This is a genomic window from Pseudoalteromonas sp. PB2-1, from assembly GCF_045040605.1.
Classification (GTDB): Bacteria; Pseudomonadota; Gammaproteobacteria; order Enterobacterales; family Alteromonadaceae; genus Pseudoalteromonas; species Pseudoalteromonas arabiensis.
The window spans coordinates 2,749,681-2,768,137 of sequence record NZ_CP090667.1 but is presented as its reverse complement, the minus strand read 5'-3'; the positions used below and the strand labels follow the sequence as shown (position 1 = coordinate 2,768,137).

At 42.1% G+C, this 18,457-nt stretch carries 14 protein-coding genes; 8 read left to right on the top strand and 6 right to left on the bottom strand.

The annotated features are described in order from the left end of the window. The first annotated feature begins 49 nt into the window (after positions 1 to 49). The 4 genes from L0Z67_RS12940 to L0Z67_RS12925 are packed head-to-tail and all read left to right on the top strand — an operon-like array spanning position 50 to position 4,633. On the top strand, positions 50 to 1,618 hold the full coding sequence (locus tag L0Z67_RS12940) for a sodium:solute symporter (protein ID WP_405128103.1): 1,569 nt from the start codon (positions 50 to 52) through the stop codon (positions 1,616 to 1,618). Beyond that, positions 1,619 to 2,530: a BadF/BadG/BcrA/BcrD ATPase family protein gene (locus L0Z67_RS12935; RefSeq protein ID WP_405128102.1), complete on the top strand. Its 912-nt coding sequence runs from the start codon at positions 1,619 to 1,621 to the stop codon at positions 2,528 to 2,530. It begins immediately after the preceding gene. Next, a complete protein-coding gene (murQ, locus tag L0Z67_RS12930; RefSeq protein ID WP_237114356.1) occupies positions 2,520 to 3,455 on the top strand; it encodes an N-acetylmuramic acid 6-phosphate etherase in 936 nt (311 codons plus the stop codon). The genes L0Z67_RS12935 and murQ overlap by 11 nt, the downstream gene beginning before the upstream one ends. After that, positions 3,455 to 4,633, top strand: coding sequence for an exo-beta-N-acetylmuramidase NamZ domain-containing protein (locus L0Z67_RS12925; protein ID WP_405128101.1), 1,179 nt, complete (start codon positions 3,455 to 3,457; stop codon positions 4,631 to 4,633). Before murQ ends, L0Z67_RS12925 begins: the two co-directional genes overlap by 1 nt. Positions 4,634 to 4,957: 324 nt before the next feature. Here the strand turns inward: L0Z67_RS12925 and L0Z67_RS12920 are convergent, their stop codons facing one another. Both L0Z67_RS12920 and L0Z67_RS12915 read right to left on the bottom strand, forming a co-directional pair. Continuing rightward, positions 4,958 to 8,011 carry a carboxypeptidase regulatory-like domain-containing protein gene (locus L0Z67_RS12920; RefSeq protein WP_405128100.1) on the bottom strand — a complete coding sequence of 1,018 codons (3,054 nt, stop codon included), beginning with the start codon at positions 8,009 to 8,011 and terminating at the stop codon, positions 4,958 to 4,960. 362 nt (positions 8,012 to 8,373) lie between these two features. Further along, positions 8,374 to 9,219, bottom strand: coding sequence for a MurR/RpiR family transcriptional regulator (locus L0Z67_RS12915; protein WP_062569591.1), 846 nt, complete (start codon positions 9,217 to 9,219; stop codon positions 8,374 to 8,376). Between the two features lie 327 nt (positions 9,220 to 9,546). Between L0Z67_RS12915 and pbp4b the strand changes: the two genes are divergently transcribed. After that, the gene (gene pbp4b, locus L0Z67_RS12910; RefSeq protein WP_405128099.1) at positions 9,547 to 11,994 is read left to right on the top strand and encodes a penicillin binding protein PBP4B; all 2,448 of its coding nucleotides are present in this window, start codon (positions 9,547 to 9,549) and stop codon (positions 11,992 to 11,994) included. 94 nt (positions 11,995 to 12,088) lie between these two features. Then, on the top strand, positions 12,089 to 13,465 hold the full coding sequence (locus tag L0Z67_RS12905) for a Na+/H+ antiporter NhaC family protein (protein WP_062569592.1): 1,377 nt from the start codon (positions 12,089 to 12,091) through the stop codon (positions 13,463 to 13,465). 151 nt (positions 13,466 to 13,616) lie between these two features. On the opposite strand, the gene L0Z67_RS12900 is transcribed toward L0Z67_RS12905, so the two are convergent. Then, positions 13,617 to 14,753: a PQQ-dependent sugar dehydrogenase gene (locus L0Z67_RS12900; protein WP_405128098.1), complete on the bottom strand. Its 1,137-nt coding sequence runs from the start codon at positions 14,751 to 14,753 to the stop codon at positions 13,617 to 13,619. A 276-nt stretch (positions 14,754 to 15,029) separates the two neighbouring features. Here L0Z67_RS12900 and L0Z67_RS12895 point away from each other — a divergent pair, with 276 nt between their 5' ends. Beyond that, on the top strand, positions 15,030 to 15,776 hold the full coding sequence (locus L0Z67_RS12895) for a hypothetical protein (protein WP_250661147.1): 747 nt from the start codon (positions 15,030 to 15,032) through the stop codon (positions 15,774 to 15,776). Between the two features lie 254 nt (positions 15,777 to 16,030). Here L0Z67_RS12895 and L0Z67_RS12890 read toward each other — a convergent pair whose 3' ends face one another. Genes L0Z67_RS12890 through L0Z67_RS12880 form a run of 3 tightly spaced genes read right to left on the bottom strand, consistent with a single transcriptional unit; the run spans position 16,031 to position 17,825 of the window. Next, positions 16,031 to 16,630, bottom strand: a complete 600-nt coding sequence (locus tag L0Z67_RS12890) for a hypothetical protein (protein WP_405128097.1) — start codon at positions 16,628 to 16,630, stop codon at positions 16,031 to 16,033. Further along, entirely contained in the window at positions 16,620 to 17,171 is a 552-nt protein-coding gene (locus L0Z67_RS12885) for an RNA polymerase sigma factor (RefSeq protein ID WP_193987697.1), read from the bottom strand. The genes L0Z67_RS12890 and L0Z67_RS12885 overlap by 11 nt, the downstream gene beginning before the upstream one ends. 6 nt (positions 17,172 to 17,177) lie before the next feature. Next, positions 17,178 to 17,825, bottom strand: coding sequence for an energy transducer TonB (locus L0Z67_RS12880; RefSeq protein WP_193987696.1), 648 nt, complete (start codon positions 17,823 to 17,825; stop codon positions 17,178 to 17,180). 119 nt (positions 17,826 to 17,944) lie between these two features. Between L0Z67_RS12880 and L0Z67_RS12875 the strand changes: the two genes are divergently transcribed. Further along, complete coding sequence (locus L0Z67_RS12875; protein ID WP_062569600.1) at positions 17,945 to 18,451, top strand: DUF3087 domain-containing protein; 507 nt, start codon at positions 17,945 to 17,947, stop codon at positions 18,449 to 18,451. Positions 18,452 to 18,457: the final 6 nt, after the last annotated feature.

Genomic DNA, 18,457 nt, shown 5'->3' with positions numbered 1-18,457 from the left:
CATAATGGTGGAATAATATATTCCAACAAGGTTTGAGTTAGGATAATAAATGAGTGCAAATTACGCTTTTCTCGATTGGCTCGTATTCGCAAGTTACGGTGCAATTTTATTGCTAAGTGGCTGGTGGTTTAATCGCAAACGCGCTAACTCAAGCCAAGATTTTTTTCTAGGCGGAAATAGCATGCCAACGTGGATGGTGGCTATTTCTGTTTTAGCTACGTCGCAATCAGCGGCAACGTTTATCGGTGGGCCAGATCAAGGCTATCAAGGGGACTTCTCTTACATTGCAACCAATATAGGCGCGTTTATTGCTGCATTTGTGGTATCGGCGTTTTTAATTCCAAAGTTCTACCAGCAAAAAGTTTATACGGTCTATGAGTTATTAGAAAAACGCATTGGTCCTAAAGCAAAGCGCCGTAGCGGCTTGATGTACTTATTTGGCCGAGTGTTTGCCAGTGGCGCCCGTTTATACATGGCGGCTATTGCTGTGGCGATGATTCTATATGGCAATATCAATGCTGACAGTGTGGTTATCGCGACTTTAGTGCTGGCACTTGCTGGTTTGCTTTATACCTTTTTAGGTGGTATTCGCAGTGTTATTTACTCAGATGTGCTGCAAAGTATTGTTTATGTTAGTGCGGCTATTGCGGTTATTTGGTGCCTGCTGAGTGTAATTCCGGCTGATTTTTCAACCATTATTGCAACGCTGAATGAGCCAAGCCCAGGTGCAGATTCAAAACTTGCGCTGTTTAAATTTGATTTAGATTTTGGCCCGTCAGGGGTGTTTAACATGGCCTCTGTATTAACAGGTTTTGTGCTTTTAAACATCGCGGCTTTTGGTTTAGACCAAGATATGACGCAGCGTTTATTAACCTGTAAAAGCCCAAAAGAAGGCAGTAAAGCGTTATTACTATCGGTGGTGATGGTGATCCCAGTTATGGCTATTTTTATCTTTATTGGTTTGCTGCTTTATATTGTTTATCAGCAACCTGCATTAATGAATAGCGAGGCAGGGAAAACGGTTGTACAAGAATTTAATGGCGAAAAAATCACAATCTTTATGTACTACGTATTAAACGAAGTACCAGCTGGGGTTAAAGGTTTAGTCAGCGTTGGTATTATTGCTGCCGCTATTTCTACGTTGAACTCTGGGCTTAGTTCGATGTCTTCAGTCATCGTACAAGATATCTATCGCCCGTACTTAGAAAAACAAAACAAACAAGTAAGCGACCATCACTTTGTAAAAGCGGGTCGTGTAGGGATGGCACTGGTGAGCCTTGCCTTAGCGCTCATGGCTATTCTTTGTTATTTCTGGCAGCAATACAGTGATATGCCATTATTAAAATTTGCGCTAAGTGTAATGGTGTTTTCGTACAGTGGCTTACTAGGTGTGTATTTTACGACCTTATTCACCAAACGAGGCAGTGAAGGTTCAGTGTTAGCAGCGCTAATAGCGGGCTTTATGGTGACCTTATTAATGCAGCCGTACATGATTGACTGGTTACTACCTGAGTCAATGCGTTTTTACTTAGGCTTTACTTGGCAGCTATGCATTGGCACTTTGCTTGCGACATTGGTGTGTTGCCTAGGTAAAGCGGCGCACGAGAAGAGCGCATAAATGGCCTTACGCTATATTTTAGCCATCGATGGTGGCGGCACTAAAGTGTTAGCTGAGCTAAAAGAGCAGGCAAGTGGTGCTACATTTCATGCTCAAGCTGGTTCAGCATCAATCTCGAATGATCTTGATTTAGCGTTAGAAAACATTGTTAAAGTGACCCGTGATGTTTGCCAGCAAAGTGGCGCAGAGCCAAGTGAAATCGTCACCGTTATGGGGATTGCCGGTGGTTCATCGCAGAGCCTTGCTGAGCAATTTAAAGTGATGCTGAAACTGGTGTATGAAATAGAGTTTGCCAGTTTACAAATCACCAGCGATGCCATTACGTCATTATATGGTGCTAATCTTGGTGAGCCATGTGTGGTTATTGCCCTTGGCACCGGTGCTGTTGGGGCACGATTAAACGCGCAAAAGCAAACTAAGTTGGTGAGCGGCTGGGGTTTTACCGTTGATGATTTTGGCGGTGGTGCACGTATCGGCCTGATGGCTGTGCAGCAATTATTAAATGATATAGATATTTACAATTTACCAAAAAGCCGATTAACGATTCGTTTGAGTGAACAGCTAGGATGCACTCGTCAAACAATTAGTAGTTGGCTTAAACAAGCAAAACCCGCGGATTATGCAGCATTTAGTCCGTTGGTGTTTAGCTTACAAAACGACTGTGAGGCGGCAAAAACGGTATTAACAGAGCATACCCAATCGGTAGTTGGGTTAATCAATAAAAGCCGAGGCAACTCGCCATTACCGGTGATTTTAATTGGTGGTTTGGCGAAAGTTAGCCAGCCGTTATTGCCACTCGCTTTACAAAACGAATTATCTCCTTGTAAAGGAGATTCATTAACTGGTGCCGCCATTTTAGCGGTAAAGCATTACCATGACATTATTGAAAAAGGACAACCCAATGAGCCCTGAGCACGTCTTTAAGCAACAACGTGAGTTACTCGAAGAGTTAAACGGTATTGTCTCTGAAGGACAAAACCCAGACACTTTGGATATCGATCTGCTCAGCTCCACTGAGATCCTCACTAAAATCAATAATGAAGATCACAAAGTAGCGGGTGCCGTGAAACTAGTGATCCCACAAATTAGTGAAGCTGTCGATCATGTAGTTGAAGCATTTCAACAAGGTGGCAGGTTAATCTACATTGGTGCTGGCACCAGTGGTCGCTTAGGTATTTTGGATGCGGTTGAATGTGCGCCTACTTATAGCGTGAGCGATCAGCAAGTGCTCGGCATTATTGCTGGTGGTGACACTGCGGTTAAAAAAGCCGTAGAAGGCGCTGAAGATAGTACAACACTTGCTATTGAAGACTTAAAAAATGCCAATTTAACCAGTAAAGATGTCGTAGTTGGTATTGCTGCCAGTGGCCGTACTCCTTATGTTTGCTCGGCAATTGAATACGCTAAATCACTAGGTTGTGTCACTGTGGGTGTCACTTGTAACCCTGATTCAGCAGTGATGCGTTTACCACAAATTGGTATTTGCCCCGTGGTGGGTGCAGAAGCTGTGACTGGTTCTACACGTATGAAATCGGGCACCGCGCAGAAGCTCGTACTTAATATGCTAAGTACAGCCAGCATGATCCGCACCGGTAAAGTCTATAAAAACCTCATGGTTGATGTGAATGCTAGTAACGAAAAGCTACATGCTCGTGCTATTCGTATTGTTATGCAAGCAACAGATTGTTCCCAGCAGCAAGCTGTTGATGCATTAAAGCAAGCAGAGCAAAGCGCGAAACTGGCTATTTTAATCGTATTAACCGGAAAACCTGCACCTGAAGCAAAACAGCTACTTTCAAAAGCGGGTGGCTTTTTACGTAAGGCGGTTGAAGAATAATGCGTTTATTAGCTGCTTTACTCGTTAGTTGTTTTGCGCTTTTAGGTTGCCAAGAAACGCCTGTACAAGCGCCTAAAAATGCACTGCCTTTACAGGTGGGGGCAGCCAATTTTCAAGCCTATGTACCAGCATTAAAAGGAAAACGTGTTGGCTTAGTGGTTAACCAAACATCAGTGGTCAATGGCCAACATTTAGTTGATGCATTACTAGATAAAGGCGTTGTCGTTAGCAAAATATTTGCCCCAGAGCATGGTTTTCGCGGCGATCATGACGCTGGCGCTCACGTTAAAAGCACAGTAGATGCTAAAACAGGTATCGATGTTGTATCTATTTATGGCAGCAACAAAAAGCCAAGCCCTGAGATGCTCGCTGATTTAGACGTTATTATTTTTGATATTCAAGATGTTGGTGTGCGTTTTTATACCTATATAAGCTCAATGCATTACGTGATGGAAGCCGCCGCTGAAAATAATAAAGAGGTTGTGGTACTAGACAGGCCAAACCCGAATATTGCCTATGTTGATGGGCCTATCCTTGAAGCAAAATTTCGCTCGTTTGTTGGCATACACGAAATTCCTGTTTTACACGGTATGACAGTGGCTGAACTTGCCCAAATGATCAAAGGTGAAGGTTGGATAAATGACGCAGGTAAGCTTGAGCTAAGCGTCGTGCCTGTTGTGAATTATGATCGCACTATGGCTTATGAGTTACCAATAAAACCAAGCCCTAACTTGCCAAATGCCCAGTCAATTGCGCTTTACCCATCATTGTGCTTCTTTGAAGCAACCCCTGTGACTATTGGCCGTGGCACTGACTTTCCGTTTCAAGTTGTCGGTTACTCGCCAGTTAAACTCGGCGAGTTTAGTTTTACGCCAAGGGCGATTAAAGGTGCTTCAATGCACCCTAAATTCAAAGGAGTCGAAGTATTTGGTCAAGATTTACGTGACTCAACAATACATGGTCTAGATTTAAGTGTATTTATATCGGCCTACCACACGTTGCGAGAGACCAAACAGACTTTTTTTGAACGTCCTGACTTTATGGATAAGCTCGCAGGCACTGATAAATTACGTTTAGCCATTGAAGCAGGCCAAACTGAGCAGCAAATTAGGCAAAGCTGGCAGGAGGATTTAGCTACCTTTAAACGACAGCGACAACCTTATTTACTTTATCAGTAATAATTACTAAACGAGGCAGAGGCCTCGTTTTTAGTTTTAGCCAAACCTGACGATTCAATTAAATCTTAAAATAGATACACAACAGCTATGAAACGCCTTGGCTTTGGTTATATGTCTTGACAGGCATCAGAATACTCCTCGCTTAAAGCTACCTTTAGGGGCTGCTTTTCTGCTTTCTATAATTCTATCTCTACATTTTAATATGCAGGCTCTATCCGTTAAAAAATAGAGCAGCGAGAGCGTAATCAAGATAGGTATGTTACTCAGTTTATTGAGTATAAAAAAGGGCCGCATATGCGGCCCCCAACAGGATTTAACTGGTTTTTAGAACTTAAAGTTAACTGATAACTGTAAGCTGCGAGGGTTATAGTAGCTGCGTGATTCACCGTAGTTTTCATCAAATACATATGGGTTTTTGTTATAGCCCGTTTGACGATTAAACACATTGAATAAGTCAGCACGCAATTGTAATTCCATATCACCTGAGAACTTAAAGTCTTGCGTGTAGTTTAAGTCAAGTTGCCAATGACTTGCTGTTCTGCGAGAACCAGCTGGTTCTGCATAGCGGCTAACGTGGCTAGATATTGTGGTTGATGAGTAACCATATCGAGTACCATCCCAGTTCTCCCATGCACTACCAGATTGGAATACGAAATAAGCACCTAAGTTGGCTTCCCAAGGCAATGTGTAATAACCATACACTTTTAATAGATGTGGTTTATCGCCTGAGAGCTTACCGTAGCGGTTATCCCATGAATAACGGCCGCGACCATCACCATAGTACGACGAGCCGATGAAGTTGTTGGCATCGTTGGTTGTGGTGGTGTTGTCTTGGTCAAAGTTGCCGTAGTAATGGCTCCATACATAAGAGGCATTGATATAGCTATTTTCACCCATGTACTCAGCTTCGATGCTTGCTTCCCAGTACTTGGTTTCACCGCCATCAACCTCGGCGATTACATACGAAGAACCACCGATTTCATCGCGAATCGCATCTAGGTTATCAATATATAAACCTTTGTCTGCAATATGCTGTGGTACGCCGTCAGCATCAACGCCAGAGTAGTCTGTTAAGCGTGCTGTATTTGGCATATCTTCCCAAAAGTGCATACCTTTACGGTGACGTACGTGAGCACGCAATACCAAGTCTGAGCCAATATACTTGGTTGTACCCAATGTAAACTCGTTAATACGACGAGGTTTCATATCTTCTTGAAATGCTTTACCCGATGAACCACGGCGCGGAGATGCCGAAAGAATATTACCCGATTCATCTAAAAGCAGTTCGATTTCGGCGCGGGTATTACGGTCCCAAGATGCTGCCCGTGAAAGTGAGCTTGCTTCTGGGTTATAGATTGCAAAGTTGGCAAATATTGAGTCTTCACCTGAGTAGGTCCATGTTGCACCTAATCGCGGTTGCAGCATATCTTTCCAATCTGTTTGATACATTTCATATTTGTGGCCAGGAGCGACTTCGTAGCCAGAGATTGTGCCAGATTTCTTTTTCAAGCCTTGGCCATACCAAGTGTCTTGGCTAACAAGTAAACCTAAGTTATAGGTCCAATCCCCATGCTCAATGGTATCGTTAATTTCAAAGTTGAGGCTTCGCGTTTCTGAGTTAATCCCCGAAACTGTTGTGCCGCCATCGGTTGCTAAGCTCATTTGCTGTACATGGGCACGGTAAACCGCATCAGCAGGGTCAAAGCCTTCAGTATCGGCATCAGGATCAACTAAGCCACCAATGTATGCAATACGTCCCCAACCATTTGATAAGCGTGTAAGTTGCTCTTCACCTTCTTCCCACTTCGCACCAAAATGAAGTGTGTGATATGTATCGCCCCAGTCAAATTCATGCTCTAGGTTTATTTCAAAAGAGTCACGATAGAAGTTTTGATTATCATAAGTTGCAAATGCACCAACACCGCCACTGCCTTTCATCACGCCATCTTCTAGATAACCATAGGTGTTGATGAGTGCTGAGGCTCCAGCGTTGTGTATCGCAATTTGCTCTTCGGTGAACCCGTCAGCGGGATCATAGTCTATTAAGCTAGGTACTGAAAAATAACCCATTTCCGTTAGATTATTGACATCAAGTTGGCCGTTTAATGAAGGAACAACACTAAGCGGGTTATCAGGCTGTGAACCCGTTTCTAAATCAAATTTACTGTACTGGAATGATAGGGTGGTTGCAGAGCCTAAAATCCATGAACCATCTAGTGTAAAGATATCTTGATCAGCTTTATCACCTGCAGAGACGCTATCTGTTTCGTAAGCACCAATTGAGCGACCTTTAAGTGTTTTATCCGAGGTTCGTTGTGAAATATTAATTAAAATATCGTCGGTCGGTGCCCAAGTTAATTTACCAAAGTATTCATCACGAACACTTTCATAGTCTTTAACATCACCGTAGGCCGTACCTTTATTAGAGCGTGTTTCTTCAGGGCGATAATATGAGGTATAAAAATAGAGGGTATCTTCGATAAGTGGGCCGCCTAAACTTGCTGTTAGCCAGCTTTTATCCATCTCATAGCTTTCTTCTCCCACTGGCGTTGCAACAAAGCTTTTTGGCTGTGCTTTGTATTCGATGTTACCGTGGAATTCATCAGTACCAGACTTAGACACGGTATTAACAGAAAAACCACCAGAGCGGTTAAAACCAACCGCTTTCGCGCCACCGCGGTCCATGGTTACATAAGCAACATCGTGGGTTGAAGGTTCAGACGCCAAGTTACCATACATAGGCAGCGATACATTTACCCCATCAAAGCCATACGAATTGTCTACACCAGAGCCACCTGCTGAGGGGCCTAATGTTGTATTTGCTGAAAGCTCTACCCCTGGCACAAGTTTTAATAAATCACGGTAATCTTGGCCTACAGGTACATTATTAATACCTTCTTGACCAAGAGAGTTTGTTAGTGCTGACTTACCTTGGCGGTATAATTTACTACCGGTTACGGTGATAACTTCAACATTTTCGTCTGCGCCACCTAACGTAATATTGAGGCTCGATGTTTGCTCAAGCAAAACATCAACCGTCATGGTTTGTGAAACGCCGTTTTTGTCGGTGAAGGTTAGTTCATAAGTACCAGGTTTTAACTGTGGTAAGTCGTAGCTGCCATCTTCACGTGTAGTAACGGTTCGTGCTTTAGGCATGACATTACTTTTGGCTGTAACTGTGATCCCTGCCAATGATTGTTGTGCCGCTGGTGTTGATACTTTACCTTTGATCCCACCCGTTAGATTAGCTAAGGCTGGTGCGCTTGTTAAAGCTGCGGCCATAACGACACCTGTTAAGGCTGTTTTTTTTGCGCGAAGTGCATGATTGGTCGCTTTTGCTATGTAGCTTAGCGCGAGAGAGGATGCATGTTGTTTCATTGTTTCCCGTCCTTATATTTATATGCTTTGGTGGACTACTTACCCAGTTGAGACATGAACTTTAAAATTATGTTGCCCACATATTAAACAGGTGTTATTAGTGTTGGTCAAGAATATTTTTTCATTTAAATGTTGTTTGTTGGGAATAAAATATATAAGTAGTTTTAGGTAAAAAATAGGCAGTTTGTATACTATGCAAAGGCGCTATGCTGTTTGTGCACTCTGTAATACATTCTCACTGCTTTATAGTGTATAAATTTGGGGCTTGGAGTTGTATGGGGGTGGGGAGCGTATTTAAAACAAAAATTATTAAAAAAGCAGCCTAAGCTGCTTTGTTATTCAAATAAGCGTAAAAAACTAAATTAGTTATTCTTAAACTCGCCAACAACTTCGTTAGAATGTTCCAGCAATTTACGGCCTTGGCGGCTCGATTGTGTAAGGGCGATAAAAAGAATATCAATTACAAAGTCCTGAGCTGTTCGCGCTAAAATAGATGATAAGCGAACAGATTCTCCTTCAGCGACAGAGTAGAGTTTTACATCTGCTGAGTCGGCGACTAGGCTGCTACCAAATTTTGTTACTGAGATCACTGAGCTTGCGTTTTTCTTGGCCTGTTTAACTACTTCGGCAATTTCGCGGGTCATGCCTGACTCACTAATAGCAATAACTAAGTCGCCCTTAGAAAAGGTGGCCACATAGGCAAGTTGCGCATGTCCATCTGGCTCAGCGATTGCTGGCATACCGAGCTTTTGTAATTTATATGAAAAGTCTTTTGCAACCAGTGCTGAACCACCCACGCCACAAATAAGAATGCGTTTTGCTGATTTTAATAGCTCGACAGCTTTTTCAATTGCAGCAGCTTCGTTAAGGTTTTTTGTTTCAGTTAAAACAGCAAGCTTACTGCTCAGTAATTTTTCAGCGATTTGCTCAAGCGAATCATTTAAAGTAATTTTGCCATGGAGTTTGGGTTCGCTACTTTCATCATTAAGGGCATCAATCACCGCAAGCTTAAAAGCTGGAAAACCTTTATAACCTAATTTTTGTGAAAACTTCACCACGCTTGATTGACTCACACCAACCACTTTAGCTAATTCAACCGATGACAAATTACGAATAGCGTTAGCCGAATTTAATGTGAAATCAGCCAGCTTAGCTTCGCTGCTCGATAAAGATTGGCGTAAGGCTTTAATTTTTACAAAAGTAGACATAGGGCTCACTTTGTTTATTTAACTTAGTCTTGCTTATTGCATGCTTCAAATATGAATATGGCACATTGGCTGTTTAACATGACGACTTATTTTTGTTTTAGCTGACTTAAGTTTGGAATATTTTTCTTAATTTAGATGGAATAATATAGTTTTATTCCATAATAGATACAACACTAATTATTGAGTGTACTCAATATTTACCATGAGAAAGATAAAATATGCTTTTTATTCCATTTATGTAAAATAAAATATTTTACATGTTACATGGGTGTTGCTACTGTATTGCTGAGAATCGTCAACGCTTAAATCATCAGGTATGAATCGGTTATGAGTTTTATCTCTTTGAAAACATTACTTAAACAGCTGTGCTATCTTTGTAGTGCGGCATTATTAGTTAGCTGTGCCAGTAATCAATATACCTATACGCAATCAGCCAACTACAGTCATCGGGTAAAGTTTTTAGTGATGCATTACACCGCCATTGATTACGAAAAATCGATGCGTGCATTAGTCGATGAAGGAGGCCTAAGCTCTCATTACTTATTACCTGAGTCGGGCGATTCAAGTTACCCAAAAGACGATTTAGAAATTATTCAGCTCGTTGATGAAAAAGACAGAGCATGGCACGCAGGACGTAGTTTTTGGCAAGGCAGAGAAGACTTAAACGATCACTCAATTGGTATTGAAATCGTTAACGTACCTACCTGTCACACACCTGAACAAAGTAAACCTGCGATGCAAAATGATGCAAGTAAACTATGTATCTACCCTGATTACGATGCCAAGCAAATTGAGTTACTTATCAAATTAAGTAAAGATATTCTTGCTCGAAACCCTGATATTGGTCCAACTCAAGTGGTTGGTCATTCTGATATTGCCCCAAGCCGTAAGAACGACCCTGGCCCGCGCTTTCCTTGGTATCAACTTTATAAAGCGGGTATCGGTGCGTGGTACGACAGTGACACCGTTGATAAATATTGGCAGTTATTTAGTGCATCAAAGCCTTCAACAGAGCTTGTGCAAAAAGCGCTGCGCAGCTACGGCTATGAGGTGATTGCAACAGGGCAGCTAGATTTTCAAACCCTAGATGCTTTGAGTGCCTTTCAAATGCACTTTTTACCTTGGCATGTAAGTGGTAATAATGATGCTAGAACTGCATCCGTCCTTTTTGCATTATTAGAAAAGTACTTTCCTAAAAAACTTGAGCGGTTATTTACAGAATATCAGCAGCAACAGCAAGCGGTTGAGCCAGAGCCAAAAACACTGGCTAATGCACAAGTGATAGCACGTATTCCTGCACTTGATCCGAGTAGTCGCGCGCTAGTAAACGACAGGGGCACATTTACAGCTTTTAAAGGTCGTGGTGAAATAATTATTGAAAATCACGATGCGATTAGCGCAGACATTTATATTAATGGTGAAAAAATTAATATTGCCTCGCCACTTACCGCAGAGCAAACCTACCAATACAGCTTGTATAAACGTACTCATGATGGCATCAATACGTTTAAAGTTGAAAATATCCAGCCTGCGGATGCAAGCTTAACCTTACGTTTCCCTTTTCCTAAACTTGTAAAGAGCAGCAGCCAATATAGCTTTAACGCCGTTGATGAATTAATTAATCAAGAGATTAAAGAGGGCTTTCCAGGGGCTGTGCTTGCAATTGTTAAAGATGGCAAACTGATTAAATTAAGCCATTATGGCGCAGCTAAAAAGTACCATGCTGATGGCAGTGAGCTTAAAACCCCACAAGCCATGCAAAACGATACTTTGTTTGATATTGCCTCGAACTCAAAAATGTTTGCCACCAACTTTGCACTGATGAAACTTGCCAGCGAAGGTAAACTCGACGTAGAAAAACCGCTGTTTTATTACCTACCAGAATTTAGGGGCAGCGGTCGTGAGCAGCGTTTAGTGAAAGACTTACTTACCCACAGCGCAGGTTACCCCGCTGTGGTTGATTTTCACCGTAAAGACAATAAATTTGGTGAGCGCTTTTTTTCACAAAATAGCCTGCGTACCAAAAACCTACTATTAACTGGTGTCCCCTTTGTGGCGGGTCGTAACGTAAAGCACTTATATTCTGATATCGACTATATGTTGTTAGGTGTGCTGGTTGAACGCATCAGCGGTATGCCCCTAGATGCTTATGTTGAAAGCCAAATTTATCAGCCACTTGGTTTAACGCATACGGTTTATAACCCATTACAAAAAGGCTTTTTAACCTCGCAAATTGCCGCCACTGAAATAAAGGGTAACACTCGCGGCGGACGTATTGAATTTGAAAATGTTCGTACCGATGTACTGCAAGGTGAAGTACATGATGAAAAAGCGTTTTATGCCTTAGATGGCGTAGCCGGACATGCGGGGCTTTTTAGTACCGCAGGAGATTTATCTGTATTAATGCAAGTTTTGCTAAACGGCGGTGGCTACGATAATAAACAATTATTTACCCCACAAGTGCTTGCGCAGTTCACTCAGCCGCAAGCGAGTGATGAAACGTATGGCTTAGGGTGGCGAAGAGCAGGACACCAAGCGCGTAAATGGCATTTTGGCCCTTATGCCAGCCCCCGCGCCTTTGGTCATACAGGTTGGACTGGCACAGTAACTGTGATTGATCCCGAATATGACCTAGCAATTGTACTTTTAACCAATGCACGGCATACACCCATTGAAGGCTCACTAGAAAATTACGAATTTGTCGGAAAGCGTTTCGAAACAGGCAAGTATGGCTCTATTATCTCACTGATTTATGAGAGTATATTAAATCACTAGTCGATTTAAGTTGAGTTTAGCGGTAAAGCCATTAAGCTTAGCGGGTTTTAGCATAATAAAAATAAAATATTGATCTTAATTTAAAAGGGTTTTTATGTCTTGGTATTCAATTTTACCACCCTTGATTGCTATCTTAATTGTGTTTTGGCGCAAAGAAGTGATCATGGCGTTATTGGTCGCGGTTGCGTCGTCTGAGTTTTTACTTGCTCTGAATGGTGAAGGTAATACCTTGTTTTTCACCTTTATCAATACCATTGAGCGGGTTATTGAAGTTGCCAGTTCCCCAGGTAATAGCCGTATTCTTATTTTTAGTATTTTAATTGGTGCTTTACTTGCCTACATTCGTGAATCGGGTGGTGTGGCTGCAACGGTTAATTTATTAATGAATAAGGGCGTGGCAAAAAGTAAGCGCCAAGTGGGTTACTTAACCATGTTCTCGGGCATTGCGGTATTTATTGAATCGAACTTAAGTGTTCTAACTTCGGGTATTTTGTCTCGTGGCTTATTCGATAAATTTAAAATGAGCCGAGCGCGCCTTGCTTACATTATTGATAGTACCAGCGCACCTGTGTGTATCTTAATTTTACTCAATGGCTGGGGCGCATATGTGCTTGGTCTGCTGAGTAATTACGAAATGGAAGAGTCTGCGGTATCTGTGCTGTGGGGCAGCATTGGTTATAACTTCTACGCTATTATCGCGTTACTTATCGTGTTTTATACGATTACCTTCGACAAAGTACATGGCCCTTTAAAGCAAGCAGAAGAGAATTTTGAACAGCAAGAAACGGAGCTTGCAGAAGAAGTAAAAGGCTCTAAAGCCCGTTACATGCTTATTCCACTTATTACCTTAATCGGTAGTATGGTTGGCTTTATGTTCTGGACTGGTGATGGCGATATTGCCAGTGGTAGTGGTTCTAAATCAGTGCTATATGCCACTATTTTAGCGTGTGTTGTGGCTTACTTTCTAATGATTAGCTCTCGTGAATTTACTCACCATAAGCTTGTTGATATTGGCTTTAAAGGCATGGGTGAGTTACTGCCATTAGTGTCTATTGTATTGCTATCGCTCACCTTAGGTGCAAGCTTAAAAGACTTAGGTACAGGAGTATTTGTGGCAGGCCTAGTAGGTGACTTTTTACCTATTTACTTAGTTGTGCCAGTGTTATTTTTAACCGGTGCGGTAATTTCATTTACCACAGGTACTTCGTGGGGCACATTCGCGATTCTGATTCCAATCGGTGTACCGCTCATTCAAGCTTTGGGTTTACCACCTTCATTAGTGATTGCGGCTATTTTAGGTGGCGGTGTGTTTGGCGATCACTGCTCGCCAATTTCAGATACCAGCGCGGTATCGGCCATTGCATCAGGGTGTGATTTATTAACTCACGTGAAAACCCAAATGCCGTATGCTTTATTCGGCGGTGCGTTAACCTTCATCGCTTACCTAGTAACGAGTATTATTGTTTTATAATTAATAGCTCGAAGTTAATCGCTGTAAGCTATACGTAAAAAACCACAGAACTTTCTCTGTGGTTTTTTATTGCTTGATATTGCAAAAATCATCGCGCGGAATAAATTTCACACCTACAATACGCGATAGTCCGCACGTTCACATCTTACAGTTATATCTTAGGTACAACCTTATAAACACCCACACCATCAACACCAAGATATAAATCACCATTAGGATGGGTGGCAAGGCTGCGTACGCGACCAACCCCTTCAAATACCTTACTGTGACCAGTTACTTTGTCACCATCAAGTTTCACCAAAACAAGGTGGCCAAACTTCATCGAACCCACGGCAATGTGACCTTGCCACTGTGGGTATTTGTCACTGGTGATAAATTCCATGCCAGAAGGGGCAATTGAAGGCACCCAATACCAATCAGGTTGCTCCATTCCTGCGCGGCTGGTTTCGTCGGTAATTGTTGTGCCAATGTAGTTGATCCCATAGGTGATCTCAGGCCAACCATAGTTTGCACCCGCTTTAACTATGTTAATTTCATCGCCGCCACGAGGGCCATGTTCATGGCTCCATATAACCCCCGTTTTAGGATGCATTGCCATACCTTGAGGGTTACGGTGTCCATACGAATAGATACTTTTGTGAGTCGTTTTATGGTTATAAAACGGGTTTGATTTAGGGATAGAGCCATCGCTATTGATACGGTGAATTTTACCCGCATCATAGTCTAGGCTTTGTGGGTGAACGTCTCTTTTACCACGGTCGCCAATAGAGAAGTACAAGTAACCGTCTTTGTCGAACTCAATACGCGAACCATAGTGTTTCGTTGTTTTAATATTTGGCTCGCCATCAAACAACAGTTGCTGGTCAACAAGTGTCATATCTTTAAAGCGGGCGCGCATAATCGAGGTATTGTAACCTTCACCATTACCTTCATAGCCTGAGTACGAAAAGTAAATCCAACCATTGTCGGCAAAGTTCGGATCAAGCTCTATATCTAATAAGCCGCCTTGGCCTTCGTCATGTACTTTAGGTGTTCCTTTAACTGTTTGCTCAACGAGTTTGCCATCACGAATTAACCTAAGCTCGCCACGTCTGTCGGTAACGAGTAAGTCACGCTCGTTAAGCCAAGCCATACCCCAAGGAATTTGAATTCCTTCGCTTACTAATTCTAGTTTGTAGTTATTCGCGCTGGCATCCAGTGGAATCTTTTGTTCCGGCTGAGCACAGGCTTGCAAACTCGGCAAGCTAATCGAGGCGATGATTAAACTGTTAAACAAAGACCTTTTCATAGTAACTCCATATTTTAAAACACGATGTTATTAGCCTAGCTGGTTCAGCATTAAAGTGTTATTAACTTTGAGGAATGTGCGATTATTGGTAGGAAAAGCGAGGTAAAGAGCGGAGGTTTAGCCGTCAGTCTGAAAGCTGATGGCTCGTTGAACCATCGCGCGAAATAAATTTCACGCCTACGGTACTCCTTTACTCTTTCCCCTTGTAACTCGCTAACTTGTTTTAAATCTGCTAGCTTAGCAAGTTCTTATTCTTAAAAGGATTTAACAAGTCGTATGAAGTCAGAAAAGTTTTTTAAATGGGTGTGGAATGTTAACGGCCTAATTTTACTTTTAGGCTTAATCATTGGAGCAGCAGCAATAGGGTATAACTTTGTTGCTTACTTACTAAAGTCCGATAACTATGTACAGCAACAAACACTAAACTTAGCTGAAGATGAAAAGCAGCAAGAAAAGTGGAAACTGGGTTACCCCCGTAAGGTCGAGGGGAGTGATTTTTACTTTATCCCGTTGGAATCAGAAAAACTGGATATTGAGGTGAAAGCTGACGTAACAGTTTACAATAATTTTAGCGGTGGTTATAAATACAGACCTACGCGCTCAAAGAACATCTTGTTTCTTAATGACAAAACCAATCACGCTAAGTGGCTATTTAACACAACGGATCAGTTGATCATAGAGTTTGGTGCTTTAAGCCATTACAAAGAGTTTGATACTCGTCCTTACAAGGAGCAAAAAGTCTATGCTCCTAAGGCAGTTTCGTATGAAGTTATCAAAAACGATACCAACAACGACAAACTGCTCGATGGCAAAGATAAGCGCACCTTCGCGCTAAGCAAGATTGATGGCTCAAACTACAGCGAAGTTATTTCAGGTTACAACCGCATTGTAGAGTCTAACCTCAATGCTGAAGGCAATTTATTCGTTGTATTTATTAACAACGATGAAGTTTACTCAATGCTGATAGACCTAGGTAAATTTGAAGTGATTAGTAAAAGCATTCTACCGAAGGTAGGGGAGTGAGATTGATATTAGGTATCAGATGTCAGAAGAATGATCTGACATCTGAAAACTAACTACGCGGGGTAAACCCGCTGCTACTTAAAAACTTGCGACTTTACTCTCGTAGCCCGCTAACTTGTTTTAAATCTGAGAGCTGACGGCTGAAAGCTGATGGCTCGTTGAACCATCGCGCGAAATAAATTTCACGCCTACGGCACTCCTTTACTCTTTCCCCTTGTAACTCGCTAACTTTGTTTTAAACCGGATAGCTGTTTTCAAGCTTCACATTTTTTCGCCTCTTGGGTTAGCTGTTTGAGTGCGATGATTTGGCCTTGTTTGTTTTGGTCTAGGGCGAGTAGGTCACCTTGGTGAATATGAGTATCTAGGGTGCCGTGTTTTTGTAGCTCTTCAAGGAGTGATTGTTTAATTTGTACTATGACATTTTGCTTGCAGTCGGCGATATACCAGTCGTCATCAACGCTTACTAAACGGCCGGTGAAGCGGGTGCGGGTTTGGTGATTGGCTAATGCTTGTTGGTAGTTCGTATCTAGGTTTTGTTTTTGCTGTTTAAGATTACTCACATAGCTGCCTTTGGCGTCGAGTTCGTGTACCTCAAGCCATTGGTAATCAGATAAATCCACGGCATAAACATCGGTTAACTCGCGGTTGTTGTATTGCAGCATGACAAAACCAAGAATTACTAAAGCAGCAAAAACACCGGTCATTTGTAGGCCTAAAAAGCGCTGTGATCTTGGCGTTGCTGACAGTGGCTTTTGCATGCGTGAAAGCTCGTCGCTGCTTAAGCTATGCTCTGCCTTACGTTTTTGAAAATGTGCTTTTAAATCAGCATCGAGTTGCTCGTCGTTACGCTTCATGATGGCCTCCTAGTTGTTGTTTCAGGTTTTGACGGGCATATCGCAGCCGAGTTTTAATGGTCTCTGGGTTACTTTGCGTGATAGCAACAATATCTTCGAGACTAAAGCCTTCTTGTTGTAAGGTCAGCGCTTCTCGTTGTACAAAGCTAAGTGCCATGAGTGCTTTATCAAAGGCTTCGTAGTCGTAGTGATAACTTGCATCCTGCGCTTCAGCAAATAGTTGGTTGTCTTCTAACTCTACGAACTTTTGCTGCTTACGAAATTCATCAATTAACAAATTGCGTGCTAATCGAAAAAGCCACGCTTTTGGGTTGTTTTGAGCAGTGTAAAAGTCGCGTTTATCAATGACTTTTAACCAGGTTTGCTGGCATATATCGAGGGCAAGATCTTTATCACTTTGTGTGACTAGGTAGTGATAAAGATCGTTCCCGTATTGAGCAACGAGTTGGTTAAGATAGCGGTTGTCGCCCGTTTTGGCATACTGCGCCAAACAATCTGTGTTTGGCTTGTCAAATAACCATGTCTTGATGCTCATTAGCATAGGCAGTTATCCATCTATTTTAAAGTCAAGTTGAACGCTTTGGTTTGTTTGTAATTGTGCCACACCTTCAACAACTTTAGGGCGATATTTCCAACGTTTAATAGCGCGAATTGCTTCACGGTCAAATACCCGCTTAGGCTCAGCATCAATAATAACAGGGTCAATTACTTCGCCCGTTGGTGAAATGCTAAAGCTAATTTGCACCCAGCCTTCAATACCATCGCGGGCTGCGACCGGCGGATATTTCGGGTTTATACGCACGATAGGCGTTGCATCTCCCGTTGGTTGATTAATGGTTTTACTAAGTGTGTCGCCAATGCCATCAAAAGTCATTGTTGGTGTTGCATCGGAAATGACTATTGTATCTGGGGTTTCAGCCGCAGGGCGTGGTGGCGCTTTTGGCGGCATTTTAGCAACTGGCGGTGGCGGCAGTGTTTGTTTTACTTGTACTTTTGAGTCTTCAGGTACTTCATAAATTTCAACTGTGATATCTGGACCTAGCTTTACATCGGCTCTTTGCTCAGCAGAAATTAAGTACTGCATGAAGGCAAATGCTGCAAAGGTCATTACACCGCCGCCAATAATTGCTGCGCTTGTCTTTAAAGCAGTATTGCTGTTATTCAAGCTTGCTGAGTTTAGTGGTAAAGTATGCATAGCCGTTCCTCTTTGGATAATTGCTTTCATAGCTAAAACGGCTGGCAAATAAAAAAGGGGTGAAAATTTTTTTCATTTTTTATTTTTTCACTAATTTTAGTGTGACTTTTTAGGTTGTTATGAAACTTATTCAAATAGATAAAGCCCGTTACCGTAAACATTTAAATCACGTGATTATTGCCTGCGTAATTGCTTTAGCCGTTGGCAGTTTAGCCATTTCACAAACATTAATTGCGCTATTCCCTGACCCAAGCGGTAGCCATTTTCATTGGAACTTACTAGGTGTTGTTGTGTGTAGTGTGCTGGTGGGCTTTGTGCTTAATAAGTACCGTAATCATGATTACATGACTGAAATAGTGTATGTATGGGAGCTTAAAAAAGCCCTTAATAAAATCACCCGTAAAATGCCAAAGTTAAAAGCAGCAGGGCGTGAAGGCAATGCAGATGCTTTATTAGCCATTCATTACAGCTATGCTGGTTCGCGTTTGTTATGGCAGCTTGATGACAACACTATTACCATGGATGAGTTGGCAATTAAGCAGGCTGAGCTTGATAGTGTGGCAGATAAATACAATCTCTCGCTTGATGCAGAACGTTATGATGAGACAATCTTAAAGCAATTTTAAGGACGA

Excerpts from the sequence above, each read along its gene's own strand:
- L0Z67_RS12940 (WP_405128103.1), top strand. The coding sequence starts at position 50 with ATGAGTGCAAATTACGCTTTTCTCGATTGGCTCGTATTCGCAAGTTAC.
- L0Z67_RS12935 (WP_405128102.1), top strand. The coding sequence starts at position 1,619 with ATGGCCTTACGCTATATTTTAGCCATCGATGGTGGCGGCACTAAAGTG.
- murQ (WP_237114356.1), top strand. The coding sequence starts at position 2,520 with ATGAGCCCTGAGCACGTCTTTAAGCAACAACGTGAGTTACTCGAAGAG.
- L0Z67_RS12925 (WP_405128101.1), top strand. The coding sequence starts at position 3,455 with ATGCGTTTATTAGCTGCTTTACTCGTTAGTTGTTTTGCGCTTTTAGGT.
- L0Z67_RS12920 (WP_405128100.1), bottom strand. The coding sequence starts at position 8,011 with ATGAAACAACATGCATCCTCTCTCGCGCTAAGCTACATAGCAAAAGCG.
- L0Z67_RS12915 (WP_062569591.1), bottom strand. The coding sequence starts at position 9,219 with ATGTCTACTTTTGTAAAAATTAAAGCCTTACGCCAATCTTTATCGAGC.
- pbp4b (WP_405128099.1), top strand. The coding sequence starts at position 9,547 with ATGAGTTTTATCTCTTTGAAAACATTACTTAAACAGCTGTGCTATCTT.
- L0Z67_RS12905 (WP_062569592.1), top strand. The coding sequence starts at position 12,089 with ATGTCTTGGTATTCAATTTTACCACCCTTGATTGCTATCTTAATTGTG.
- L0Z67_RS12900 (WP_405128098.1), bottom strand. The coding sequence starts at position 14,753 with ATGAAAAGGTCTTTGTTTAACAGTTTAATCATCGCCTCGATTAGCTTG.
- L0Z67_RS12895 (WP_250661147.1), top strand. The coding sequence starts at position 15,030 with ATGAAGTCAGAAAAGTTTTTTAAATGGGTGTGGAATGTTAACGGCCTA.
- L0Z67_RS12890 (WP_405128097.1), bottom strand. The coding sequence starts at position 16,630 with ATGAAGCGTAACGACGAGCAACTCGATGCTGATTTAAAAGCACATTTT.
- L0Z67_RS12885 (WP_193987697.1), bottom strand. The coding sequence starts at position 17,171 with ATGCTAATGAGCATCAAGACATGGTTATTTGACAAGCCAAACACAGAT.
- L0Z67_RS12880 (WP_193987696.1), bottom strand. The coding sequence starts at position 17,825 with ATGCATACTTTACCACTAAACTCAGCAAGCTTGAATAACAGCAATACT.
- L0Z67_RS12875 (WP_062569600.1), top strand. The coding sequence starts at position 17,945 with ATGAAACTTATTCAAATAGATAAAGCCCGTTACCGTAAACATTTAAAT.